Origin of the sequence: Muribaculum sp. NM65_B17 (assembly GCF_004793735.1) — a bacterium.
Classification (GTDB): domain Bacteria; phylum Bacteroidota; class Bacteroidia; order Bacteroidales; family Muribaculaceae; genus Muribaculum; species Muribaculum gordoncarteri.
Map to the genome: position 1 here is coordinate 524501 of NZ_SRYY01000001.1, position 12104 is coordinate 536604.

Sequence of the window (12104 nt, forward strand, 5' to 3'; positions counted from 1 at the left end):
TATCTGATTGTCAGAATATTCCGATTATCCCTCAATTGCAGCCTGCGCCGCAGCTACACGAGCGATAGGAACGCGGTAGGGTGAGCAGCTCACGTAGTTCATGCCAAGCTTAGCACAGAACTTAACTGATGAGGGTTCACCTCCGTGCTCGCCGCAGATACCCACTTTGAGTTCGGGCTTGGTGGCGCGACCCTTCTCAACGCCCATGCGTACGAGCTGGCCAACACCTTCCTGGTCGAGTACTTCAAAGGGATCGGTTTTGATAATGCCGTGCTCCTTGTAGAACTTGAGGAACTTGGGAGCGTCGTCACGAGAGTAACCGAAGGTCATCTGAGTCAAGTCGTTGGTTCCGAATGAGAAGAAGTCAGCAACAGTTGCAATCTGGTCGGCGGTCAAGGCAGCGCGGGGCACCTCAATCATTGTACCTACCTTGTAGGGAACTGATTCGCCTCTTTCCTCAAATACCTTTGCAGCAGTGATGTTGATTACATCGGCCTGGTTCTGGATTTCCTTCAATGTACCAACAAGAGGAATCATGATTTCAGGATGTACATCGATACCGCGAGCCTTCATGTTGAGAGCAGCCTCGATGATGGCGCGGGTCTGCATTTCAGTGATTTCGGGATAGGTGATACCAAGACGGCAACCACGGTGACCGAGCATCGGGTTGAATTCCTCAAGGCTGTCAACCTTAGCCTTAACTTCCTCAAGAGTCAAGCCCATTTCCTGAGCGAGCTCTTTCTGAGTGGCAGTCTGGTGAGGTACAAACTCGTGCAACGGGGGATCGAGAAGACGGATGGTAACTCCGTAGCCGTCCATAGCCTCGAAGATGCCTTCAAAGTCACCGCGCTGCATGGGAAGAAGCTTCTTAAGAGCGTTGCGACGGCCGTCGACATCATTTGAAAGAATCATCTCGCGAACAGCCTTGATGCGGTCGCCTTCAAAGAACATGTGCTCGGTGCGGCAGAGGCCGATACCCTGAGCGCCGAAGTTGCGAGCCTGCTTTGCATCGCGGGGAGTGTCGGCGTTGGTGCGTACGAGTGTCTTGGTATATTTTGCAGCGAGGTTCATGATTGCGCCAAAGTCGCCTCCAAGTTCGGGCTCGGTAGTGGGAACCTGACCGTCATAAACTTCACCTGTAGAACCGTTCAACGAAATCCAGTCGCCTTCCTTGTAAACCTTACCGCCCATCTCAACAGTCTTGGCCTTGTAGTCAACCTTAATTTCACCGGCTCCTGATACACAGCACTTACCCATACCACGGGCAACCACAGCAGCGTGAGAGGTCATACCGCCACGCATTGTGAGGATACCTTGTGCTACAGCCATACCGCGAAGGTCCTCGGGAGAGGTTTCGATACGTACAAGAACGACTTTCTTCTTCTTTTCAGCCCAAGCTTCAGCATCCTCAGCCGAGAATACAACCTGACCAGCAGCAGCACCGGGTGATGCGGGAAGACCCTTGGCAACAACCTTGGCACGCTTGAGGGCAGCCTTGTCGAATACCGGGTGAAGAAGTTCGTCAAGCTTCTGGGGCTCCATGCGCATGAGAGTGGTCTTTTCGTCGATCTGACCGGCACGAAGGAGGTCCATAGCTATCTTAACCATAGCGGCACCTGTGCGCTTACCGTTACGAGTCTGAAGCATCCAGAGTTTACCATCCTGAATGGTGAACTCCATGTCCTGCATATCCTTGTAGTAGTCCTCAAGACGGTTTGCGATAGCGATAAGCTCGGCGGCGCAGTCAGGCATTGACTCTTCAAGTGAAGGATACTTGTTCTTGCGGTCGTCTTCCGAGATACCCTGAAGAGCGGCCCAGCGGCGTGAACCCTCTACAGTAATTTGCTGCGGTGTGCGGATACCGGCAACGACATCCTCGCCCTGAGCATTGATAAGGTATTCACCGTTGAACATATTTTCACCGGTAGCGGCATCGCGGCTGAAAGCAACACCGGTAGCCGAATTGTTACCCATGTTACCGTAAACCATGGCCTGTACATTTACTGCAGTACCCCACTCTTCGGGAATCTGGTTCATGCGGCGATAAAGGATGGCGCGCTCGTTCATCCAGCTGTCGAATACGGCGCAGATACCACCCCAAAGCTGTTCCCATGCGCTGTCGGGGAAGTCCTTTCCGGTGAAGTCCTTAACAGCAACCTTAAACAGCTTTACAAGGTTCTTGAGGTCGTCAACATCAAGCTCGGTGTCAAGCTTAACGCCCTTCTGCTCCTTAACCTTTTCCATGATTTCCTCAAAAGGATCGATGTCGGCCTTGCTCTTGGGCTTCATACCAAGAACAACATCACCATACATCTGGACAAAGCGACGATAGCTGTCCCAAGCAAAACGGGGATTACCGCTCTTTTCAGCAAGTGAAGCTACAGTAGCGTCGTTCATACCAAGATTGAGGACGGTGTCCATCATACCGGGCATTGATGCACGAGCACCCGAGCGAACTGATACGAGCAGGGGATTGGCGGGATCATCGAATTTCTTTCCTGTAAGTGATTCAACGTGGGCAATTGCTGCTTCCACATCCTTTTGAATCAAACGAACGACTGCGTCACGGCCATCCTGAGTGTATTGGTTACATACTTCTGTCGTGATGGTGAATCCCGGAGGAACCGGCATTCCCAAGAGGTTCATTTCAGCGAGGTTAGCGCCTTTACCACCCAGAAGATTTCTCATCTCGGCATTACCTTCGGCTTTACCGTCACCGAATGTGTAAACTCTTTTCATTGGATTTAATTGATGTTAAAATTAAACTTATTTTATTTTTTGGTTATAGTCTAATCGGCATTAGTTATGTTGCAAATTTAGGATAATATAATGAGAAAACGAAACACTTTCGACGAAAAAATACGACAATAGGGCTATTTTTAACGGCAATTTGCTTGTTGTGCATTGTTAAAATAGTATTTAACATACAAAATCGGTCGATACGGTCGGCAATATTCAGTTTGTGCAATCAATGATTTCTCATTCTAACTTATTATTAGTAATTTTGTCGCCAATAATCACTAAAACCGACTGAAATTGTCACGGAAACGCAAAGAGCTCCCGGTATTGGAGCAGATAACCATAGAAGATGTTGCAGCTGAAGGCAACTCGATAGCTCGTGTCGACCAAATGGTGGTATTCATTCCCTACGGTGCCCCCGGCGACATAGTTGATGTCAAGATAGACAAAAAGAAGAAAAGCTACGCCGAAGGTCACATTACAAAGATGCACACCCCCGGCGAGGTGAGAATAGAGCCTCGATGCGAGCATTTCACGCTGTGCGGAGGTTGCCGCTGGCAGCACCTTCCCTACTCTTTTCAACTGAAGTGCAAGCAGAAGCAGGTCAAGGATGCCATCGAAAGAATCGCCAAGGTGGAAGCCCCCGAGATAACTCCGATAATAGGCTCGGACAACATCTGGGAATACCGCAACAAGATGGAGTACACATTTTCCAATAAGAAGTGGCTTACATTTGAGCAGCTTGCTTCGGGCGAAGAATTTCCCGACCGCGATGCCGCCGGATTCCACATCCCCGGAGCCTTTGACAAGGTGCTCGACATCAACACGTGCCACCTTCAGGACGATCTCGGAAATCGGCTGCGCCTTTTCGTGAAGAATTTCGGCAAGGAACACGGTTACACATTCTATGATCTCAGAGCGCAGTGCGGATTGTTGCGCACGCTCATGATAAGAATAGCATCAACCGGTCAGGTGATGGCGGTGATGGTATTCGGTGAAAACGACGCCGAGCGCATCAATATGCTCATGTCGGCTATCAAGGAAGCATTCCCCGAAGTCACCTCGCTGATGTATGTAGTCAACACCAAGGTCAACGACACCATAGGCGACCAGGATGTAATACTCTACAGCGGAATGCCATATATAGAGGAAGAGATGGAAGGCCTGAAATTCAGAGTGGGTCCAAAATCATTCTATCAAACCAATTCACTTCAAGCCTACAAGCTTTACAAGGTTGCGCGTGACTTCGCACAATTGACGGGAAAGGAACTGGTCTACGACCTATACACCGGTACAGGAACCATTGCCAATTTCGTGTCACGTAACGCGGCAAAAGTCATAGGCATCGAGTATGTGCCCGAAGCCATCGAAGATGCGAAAATAAATTCGGAGGTAAACGGAATCGACAACACCCTCTTCTTTGCCGGCGACATGAAGGATGTTCTCACCGACTCATTCATCGAGCAGCACGGACATCCCGATGTCATGATAGTCGATCCCCCACGAGCAGGCATGCACGAGGATGTGGTGAAAGTGATTCTGAATGCCCGTCCACATCGCATCGTCTACGTAAGCTGTAACCCGGCCACTCAGGCACGCGACCTTGCACTGCTCGACTCGGAATATCAAATCGAAGCCATACAGCCGGTAGATATGTTCCCCCACACGGCCCATGTCGAGAATGTAGTTAAACTTACATTGCGAAATTAACACCGTCACGCGCTATGTACTATGTAACCAAACGAATCGAAATATCGGCTTCGCATAGACTGGAATTAAGTTATCCGAGCAAATGCAGCCGGCTTCACGGCCACAATTGGATCATAACGGTTTATTGCCGTGCCGGGGAATTGAACGCCGACGGAATGGTGTGTGACTTTTCGCATATAAAGGAGCTTATTCACGGCTATCTCGACCACGGCAACCTGAATGAGCTGCTTCCGTTCAATCCCACGGCCGAGAACATAGCGCGGTGGATCGTGGACCGCATACCCGAATGTTACAAAGCTCGAGTCCAGGAGTCGGAGGGTAATGAAGCGATATACATTGACGACAACGCCGCCGACGCATGTATCTGATTAACGAGATATTTTACAGCATCCAGGGCGAAGGCGTCAATGCCGGGGTTCCGGCCATATTCCTGCGATTCAGCGGTTGCAATCTGAAGTGCCCATTCTGCGACACATCACATCAAGCGGGAAGCCCGATGTCGCTCGACGACATAATGCACGAAGTGTCGCGCTACGATGCTTCGCTCGTCGTATTGACAGGCGGAGAGCCTTCGCTGTTCATCGACGACGCTATCGTGGAGGCGCTCCATAACGCAGGCAAGACTATCGCAATTGAAACCAACGGCACTCACCCGCTGCCCGCCGGCATCGACCACGTGACATTGTCGCCCAAAGATGATTTCTGTGGCAATGCACAAACGGTAATTGAACATTGCGACGAGCTGAAAATCGTGTATTGCGGCGACAACGATCCGTCGCGTTACAATCACATAGAAGCGTCACATCGTGTACTGCAACCGTGTGACACCGGCGATGACGAACAAAACCGCCGCATAACATCGGAGGCATTGGACTATTGCCTGTCACATCCGCAATGGCGGCTGTCGCTGCAACTACACAAAATACTTAACGTGCGCTGACAGCACTTGCTTCCTATTTCTTGATTCCGAGCATTGAGTTATAGTAACGAGGATCACCCGTCACCTCCTCGCCGATAAAAGGAGGTATATCAAACTCTTCATCAACACTCGTCAATTCAACTTCAGCCACAACCAGCCCGGCATCGGGCGACGAAAATTCATCGACTTCCCACACTTTACCGCTATATGGCACGATGTAACGCTGCTTGTCGATGACCGGCCCGTCGACAAGCCGTTGCAGCATACAACGTGCATCGTCCAACGGAATAGCATACTCCCACTCATCCCTTTCTATGCCGTGATTGCGGCCCTTGACCGTCAAAAACGACTTATCATTGCGTAGGCGCACCCTTACAGTGGCATCGACATTGCGCGACAAATAGCCCTGGACTATGTGGTCGCAGGATGTCGCCATCGATTTATAACTTTGGTTTACAACGAGGAACTTTCGCTCTATTTCTTTGGACATTTCTATATGACGGAAAAAATTTGTAACTTTGCAACCCTTTCAGTGGCATCGGAATGTAGTATGACGAAACCACACGAGGAATACATTACAAAGTTATGCATTTGTTTTGAATAGACATTGATTTGAAAACGGGTTTTAGGTACATTATAACACACTTGATATTATTTACGGCATTTGCCTGCGGAGTGTCGATCAACGCACAAACGACACAGTTGCGCGGTGTCGTAAGGGATTCCGTTACTCACGAGCCGATTCCTTATGTAGCACTGTTCCTTGAAGGCACCGACAACGGAGTGCTTTCGGAGGAAAACGGTACATTCAAGCTGTCGTCACCTCAAAAAGCGACCGAGTTACGAGTATCCGTCATGGGTTATGCCACCAAAACCGTAGAGTTGAAATCATCACAGATACGCAATCTCATAATCGATCTGTCGCCCGACGGAGTTCAGCTTAACGAAATAATAGTCAAGCCCACAAAGGAGAAGTACAGCAAGAAGAACAATCCCGCAGTTGAGTTTCTTGAACGCATACGCGCCACGCGTGACATAAACGATCCCTACCGCAACGACTACTTCAATTACGACAAGTATGAACGCATGACAATAGCGCTCAACGACTTCAATCCATCGGATGATTCATGGATAGGACGCAAATTTGACTTTCTGAAGGATCACATAGACATATCGGAAGTGTCGGGCAAGCCGATACTCAATGTCGCAGTACAGGAAAAGTCGTCATCGGTTCACTATCGTAAGTCGCCTGAAAGCGAACGTGAGTATGTGAAAGGCATAAAGCGCGAGGGAGTCGACCAGATGGCTGATCAGGAGAGTATGCGCCGATTCATGGAGGATGTGTTCAGTGAGATTGACATTTATGACGGAAACGATGTGACATTGTTGCAAAACAGGTTTGTGAGTCCGCTGTCACGGATAGCAACCGACTTTTACAAGTACTATCTTTCCGACACCATAGTGGTTGAAGGCGACTCTTGCATAGTGTTGAGTTTCGTGCCTCACACTCCACAAACATTCGGGTTTCTCGGGAAGCTCTATGTTCCCAAAAACGACTCGACAATGTTCATTAAGAAAATTGACCTGTATCTGCCCCACTCCATAAATGTAAACTTCGTGGATGCAATGTCGGTGTCACAAACCTACGAAAAGGCTCCCGACGGCTCCCGCCTTAAGACAAAGGACGACATGATTGTCGAATTTCGCGTCATGCCGGGTACTCCGAGCTTCTATACGCGCCGTAACACGGTTTACAATAATTTCAGCTTCGACAGGCCGCCGGTAGGTGTCGATGATGTGTTCAGTCACGCCGAGCACGAGGTTGTCGATGCCTCCGCATTTAAGCGCGACGACGATTTCTGGGAAAAGAACCGACTTGTACCGCTCGAAGTGGGTGAAGGAAGCGTGAAATCGCTTGTCGAAAGGCTGCGTAGTGTACCATTGTATTACTGGACCGAGAAGACATTGAAACTGCTCGTTTCAGGGTATGCACCTACGGGCAAGAACAGCAAGTTTGACTACGGTCCTGTAAACACGAGCATCTCCTACAACACTGCCGAGGGAGTGCGTCTGCGAACCGGAGGAATGACAACGGCCAATCTGTCGAAGCGTTGGTTTGGCCGCGGATATGTAGCCTACGGCCTTCGCGACCATAAGTGGAAATACAAAGCCGAACTTGAATACTCGTTCATCGACAAAGAGTATCATTCACGCGAATTTCCCGTAAAGTCATTGCGATTCACCCAGTCCTACGAGCTCGACCAACTGGGACAAAAATATCTGTTTACCAATCAGGACAACCTGTTTCTATCATTCAAGCGCATGGAGGATACGCGCGTAACCTACAGGCGGCTAACCGCGCTGGACTATACGCTTGAATTACGTAACGGATTCTCCCTCGTGGCAGGATTTGCCTACGAGCGCCAAGAGGCCACCAAGTGGATTCCCTTTATCGATGGCGCAGGCAAACACTACGGTCACTACAATGAAGCGGCGTTCAATATAAAGCTGCGATATGCACCCGGCGAGAAGTTCTACCAGGGAAGAACCAACCGCTATCCCATCAACCTTGATGCGCCGGTAATAGAGCTTACCCACACCTATGCGCCGCGCGGGTTCATGGGAAGCATGTTCCCCATCAACCGCACCGAGCTGCGACTGCAAAAACGCATCTGGCTATCGGCATTCGGCTACATCGACGCCGTGGCAAAGGGCGGTCACGTGTGGGAGGCGGCTCCCTATCTGAACCTGTTGCTGCCCAATGCCAATCTCTCCTACACGATTCAGCCCGAAAGCTTCGCATTGATGAATCCATTGGAATTCATCAACGACACCTACGGATTGATCGACATTACCTACTGGGCCAACGGCGCTCTCTTTACTCGCCTGCCGTTATTGAAAAAATCGAAACTAAGGGAGGTGGTGTCGTTTAAAAGCCTTTGGGGGCATCTCAGCAAAAAGAACGATCCTACCTACAACCCTGAACTGTTTCGCTTCCCTGAGGACATAACGGTGACCCGGATGTCGGGACGCCCCTACATGGAAATAAGCGCGGGACTCGACAATATCTTCAGTGTCCTGCGAGTCGACTATGTGTGGCGTCTATCCTATCGCAACACTCCCGGAGCTCCCAACTCAGGCTTGAGAATAGCGATGCATTTTACTTTCTGACAGTATAAGACACACATTGAACATTATCATCTCATATAATGTTATAGTGTTGATAATTTTAATATTAGATAACTATGAAAAAAATTGGGATATTTTACGGTTCTTCAACCGGAGTTACTGCCGATGTAGCACAACGCATAGCAAAAGATCTCGGCGTTGCCGATGCTGATATACATGATGTAGCAAAGTCATCACCCTCGGATGTAGCACAATATGATGTACTCGTTCTCGGTTCCTCGACATGGGGTGCCGGTGACCTTCAGGATGACTGGTATGACTTCATCGACGGCCTTGAAGCTCTAGACCTTAAGGGCAAAGACATTGCAATATTCGGTTGCGGTGATGAATCGATGAGCGACACATTCTGCGGTGCTGTTGGCGAAATCTACAAGCGCCTCCAAGGTACCGGTGCCAAATTCATCGCTCCATTTGATGCAAGCGTCTACACATTTGACGAGTCACCTGCATTTATCGACGGAGTTTACGTGGGATTGCTTCTTGACGAAGTAAATCATCCCGAGCTCAGCGATGAACGCATAAAAGAGTGGACCGACAAGATAAAATCAGAGATTTAGCAAATCAAGGAGGTCATCCTTTGGGATGGATGCGGATGTCCTCATTAAATCACTGAATAACGCGGATGAAACAGGCTATAAAATCGCCGTTTCATCCGCTTAGGTTTTATAATGAAACAGTACGCCCGAAAAGCTTCCCAGCTCTTCGGGCGTACCCCTAATTTAAAATATTGTGTAATTATTTGTTTGTCGGAGCTTGCTGTGGGCGCTGTCCGTCACCACGATGCTGATGGCGTCCATCCTTCTTCATTCGGTCACCTTGACGCATTACCTTGTCACCATGTCGTCCCATCTTACCGGGCATAACCGAGTGACCTTTGCCTTGAGGATTGTTCAATACTATGTTCTCAAGGAATATCACATACTGGTCGGGGCCTACGATAGCCTTCACTTCCTCAAGATAGTTCTTGCGGTCGGCCATTCTCAATGAGTCGTTCTGCCTGCGGTCGCTCTTTTTCTGAGCCTTCGCGTTTTCAGCACGCTGACGCATCTTGGTTGCTCGCTTCTCCTGCAAAGCCTTCAATTGGGCCTGCTGCTCGGCGGTAAGATTCATGCCTGAAAAAAGTGCAGGACACTGTTTGTCACACTTTTTGTCGTTGCACTGAGATGCTTTGCACTCTTTTTTACACTCTTTGGCGGGAGCATTATTTGTTGTCGGATTTTGAGCCACTGCGTTAATCGAGAACATTGACATTGCTATGACAGCAAGACTTAAAATTTTCTTTTTCATAATTTGTTATTGTTTTTAATTCAGATATTTTATAGACAATATCAGCAATGAAAAGTTTATCCGCAATTTTGCTGATTAACAACAATTTAACATATTCTCAATATGTAATTACAAAAATTAACCCCGACTCCTATTTAATAAATAGGGAATCGGGGATTGTCGTGATGGCTTACAAATTCAGTGTTGTCAGCGTATGCGATCGTAGCTTCTAAGGAGCTTTTCGTCAGCCTTCATTCGGGCATAAGCTAAATATGTGAATATTATTGCGACAACCGGACACACAAGCTGCACTTCCCAATTGGTAGCAATGTCAAGAACCGAACTGAGATAAGCCGTGATAGCAGCTGAAAGGAAACAAAAGCAGATGCATATCAATGCTACACATTTCTGCAATTTCAAGTTCCTGTACATAAAAATGTCAACCAACAGCAGCACTGTCACAAGCGCATTAAGGATTGATGTGATATAACCCATCATGCAGCTCACGGGAAGGAAGAAAAATATTCCCATTGCCACTGCCGCAATGAAAAGAAACACCGTTTGCCAACGTTGTATTACCATAATTATAATTGTATTTAATGTTAAAAGATAAACAAATGTACTATACTTTTTGCAAATGACAAAACAGTTGCCATCATTTAATGACAAATATAATTCATGTTGACAATATCATGGCGCATGAATCAGCACATTGCCAGCAAATACAGGTGCATACATAAGCCATCATGGCACTGCGCTGTCAAATTGCAATCAAACGACATCAATACATTAATATTTCAATGAAATGAGGCACGTTTACTTCACATAAGAAATTTAATTGAAAGACACCAAATTTTTCATCAAAAAATAGTGTTTTATTCAAAATTTATTGCTTACATTTGCGATACACAATTACTATTTAATACTTTTAAAGTATGGATATTAACAATATCATGAATGCCCTTGAGGCAAAACACCCCGGAGAGAAGGAATATCTTCAGGCAGTTAAAGAAGTGTTATTATCGGTAGCTGATGTCTACAATCAGCATCCCGAGTTTGAGAAGGCTCGCATAATCGAGCGTATGGTTGAACCCGACAAAATCGTGACTTTCCGTGTAACATGGATTGACGACAAGGGCGAAGTTCAAACCAACATCGGTTATCGCGTACAGTTCAACAACGCCATAGGCCCGTACAAGGGAGGTATACGTTTCCATGCATCAGTCAACCTTTCAATCCTTAAGTTCCTCGGATTTGAGCAAACATTCAAGAATGCACTCACCACTCTTCCGATGGGTGGCGGCAAAGGCGGTTCCGATTTCTCGCCCCGCGGCAAGAGCGATCGCGAAATCATGCGTTTCTGTCAGGCATTCATGCTCGGATTGTGGAAGAATCTCGGTCCCGACCGTGATGTTCCCGCCGGCGACATAGGCGTAGGCGGCCGTGAAGTAGGCTATATGTACGGTATGTACAAGAAGCTCATCAATGAATGTACAGGAACTTTCACCGGAAAGGGTCTTGATTTCGGAGGCTCACGCATTCGTCCCGAAGCTACCGGTTTTGGCGCTATATATTTCGTAAACGACATGCTTGCCCGCAAAGGCGAAACCATCAAGGACAAGAAAGTCGCTATCTCAGGATTCGGAAACGTTGCATGGGGCGCAGCTCTCAAAGCTACCGAACTCGGCGCAAAGGTTGTGACAATATCGGGTCCCGACGGTTACGTATATGATCCCGACGGAATCTCAGGCGATAAAATCGAATATATGCTTGAGTTGCGTGCATCGGGCAACGATGTAGTAGAACCCTACGTTGAAAGATATCCCAATGCAACATTCTTCCCCGGCCGCAAGCCTTGGGAACAGAAGGTTGACATCGCTCTTCCCTGCGCTACACAGAACGAGCTTAACGGCGACGACGCAAAACAGCTTGTCGACAATAACGTAGAACTCGTTGCCGAGGTTTCAAACATGGGTTGTACGCCTGAAGCCATCGACCACTTTATCGAAACCCGCACAATTTATGCTCCCGGCAAGGCTGTAAATGCCGGCGGAGTTGCAACTTCAGGTCTTGAAATGAGCCAGAATGCAATGCACCTCACTTGGAGCGCCGAAGAGGTTGACCAGAAACTCCACGGAATCATGGACGACATTCACGAGCAGTGTGTGAAGTACGGTACACAACCCGACGGTTACATCAACTACATGAAGGGTGCCAACATCGCCGGATTCATGAAGGTTGCCAATGCAATGATGGGTCAAGGCATAATCTGATAATCAAT

General features: G+C 48.2%; 10 protein-coding genes. 6 read left to right on the forward strand and 4 right to left on the reverse strand.

The window, feature by feature from the left end:
• Positions 1-24: 24 nt before the first annotated feature.
• The gene (gene ppdK, locus E5354_RS02275) at positions 25-2739 is read right to left on the reverse strand and encodes a pyruvate, phosphate dikinase (protein WP_123396762.1); all 2715 of its coding nucleotides are present in this window, start codon (positions 2737-2739) and stop codon (positions 25-27) included.
• Between the two features lie 297 nt (positions 2740-3036).
• Here ppdK and rlmD point away from each other — a divergent pair, with 297 nt between their 5' ends.
• The 3 genes from rlmD to E5354_RS02290 are packed head-to-tail and all read left to right on the forward strand — an operon-like array spanning position 3037 to position 5389.
• On the forward strand, positions 3037-4449 hold the full coding sequence (gene rlmD / locus E5354_RS02280) for a 23S rRNA (uracil(1939)-C(5))-methyltransferase RlmD (RefSeq protein ID WP_123396763.1): 1413 nt from the start codon (positions 3037-3039) through the stop codon (positions 4447-4449).
• Between the two features lie 14 nt (positions 4450-4463).
• The gene (locus E5354_RS02285) at positions 4464-4817 is read left to right on the forward strand and encodes a 6-pyruvoyl trahydropterin synthase family protein (protein WP_123396764.1); all 354 of its coding nucleotides are present in this window, start codon (positions 4464-4466) and stop codon (positions 4815-4817) included.
• Positions 4808-5389 (forward strand): 7-carboxy-7-deazaguanine synthase QueE, encoded by a 582-nt coding sequence (locus E5354_RS02290; RefSeq protein WP_123396765.1) that lies wholly within the window; start codon positions 4808-4810, stop codon positions 5387-5389. Before E5354_RS02285 ends, E5354_RS02290 begins: the two co-directional genes overlap by 10 nt.
• A 13-nt stretch (positions 5390-5402) precedes the next feature.
• Here the strand turns inward: E5354_RS02290 and E5354_RS02295 are convergent, their stop codons facing one another.
• A complete protein-coding gene (locus tag E5354_RS02295; protein ID WP_123396766.1) occupies positions 5403-5858 on the reverse strand; it encodes a CYTH domain-containing protein in 456 nt (151 codons plus the stop codon).
• A gap of 155 nt (positions 5859-6013) precedes the next feature.
• On the opposite strand from E5354_RS02295, the gene E5354_RS02300 reads away from it, so the two are divergent.
• Together E5354_RS02300 and E5354_RS02305 are read left to right on the forward strand one after the other, a co-directional pair.
• Entirely contained in the window at positions 6014-8539 is a 2526-nt protein-coding gene (locus tag E5354_RS02300; RefSeq protein ID WP_246863712.1) for a DUF5686 and carboxypeptidase-like regulatory domain-containing protein, read from the forward strand.
• A gap of 74 nt (positions 8540-8613) precedes the next feature.
• Positions 8614-9114 carry a flavodoxin gene (locus tag E5354_RS02305; protein WP_123396767.1) on the forward strand — a complete coding sequence of 167 codons (501 nt, stop codon included), beginning with the start codon at positions 8614-8616 and terminating at the stop codon, positions 9112-9114.
• 178 nt (positions 9115-9292) lie between these two features.
• Here E5354_RS02305 and E5354_RS02310 read toward each other — a convergent pair whose 3' ends face one another.
• Entirely contained in the window at positions 9293-9844 is a 552-nt protein-coding gene (locus E5354_RS02310) for a hypothetical protein (RefSeq protein ID WP_123396768.1), read from the reverse strand.
• Between the two features lie 186 nt (positions 9845-10030).
• Positions 10031-10405 (reverse strand): DUF4293 family protein, encoded by a 375-nt coding sequence (locus E5354_RS02315; RefSeq protein WP_123396769.1) that lies wholly within the window; start codon positions 10403-10405, stop codon positions 10031-10033.
• A 353-nt stretch (positions 10406-10758) separates the two neighbouring features.
• Here E5354_RS02315 and gdhA point away from each other — a divergent pair, with 353 nt between their 5' ends.
• On the forward strand, positions 10759-12096 hold the full coding sequence (gene gdhA / locus E5354_RS02320) for an NADP-specific glutamate dehydrogenase (RefSeq protein WP_135946266.1): 1338 nt from the start codon (positions 10759-10761) through the stop codon (positions 12094-12096).
• Positions 12097-12104: the final 8 nt, after the last annotated feature.

Bases quoted from the DNA above. Each gene is read 5' to 3' on its own strand.
- E5354_RS02290 (WP_123396765.1), top strand. From the start codon at position 4,808: ATGTATCTGATTAACGAGATATTTTACAGCATCCAGGGCGAAGGCGTC.
- ppdK (WP_123396762.1), bottom strand. From the start codon at position 2,739: ATGAAAAGAGTTTACACATTCGGTGACGGTAAAGCCGAAGGTAATGCC.
- E5354_RS02285 (WP_123396764.1), top strand. From the start codon at position 4,464: ATGTACTATGTAACCAAACGAATCGAAATATCGGCTTCGCATAGACTG.
- E5354_RS02305 (WP_123396767.1), top strand. From the start codon at position 8,614: ATGAAAAAAATTGGGATATTTTACGGTTCTTCAACCGGAGTTACTGCC.
- E5354_RS02295 (WP_123396766.1), bottom strand. From the start codon at position 5,858: ATGTCCAAAGAAATAGAGCGAAAGTTCCTCGTTGTAAACCAAAGTTAT.
- E5354_RS02310 (WP_123396768.1), bottom strand. From the start codon at position 9,844: ATGAAAAAGAAAATTTTAAGTCTTGCTGTCATAGCAATGTCAATGTTC.
- gdhA (WP_135946266.1), top strand. From the start codon at position 10,759: ATGGATATTAACAATATCATGAATGCCCTTGAGGCAAAACACCCCGGA.
- E5354_RS02315 (WP_123396769.1), bottom strand. From the start codon at position 10,405: ATGGTAATACAACGTTGGCAAACGGTGTTTCTTTTCATTGCGGCAGTG.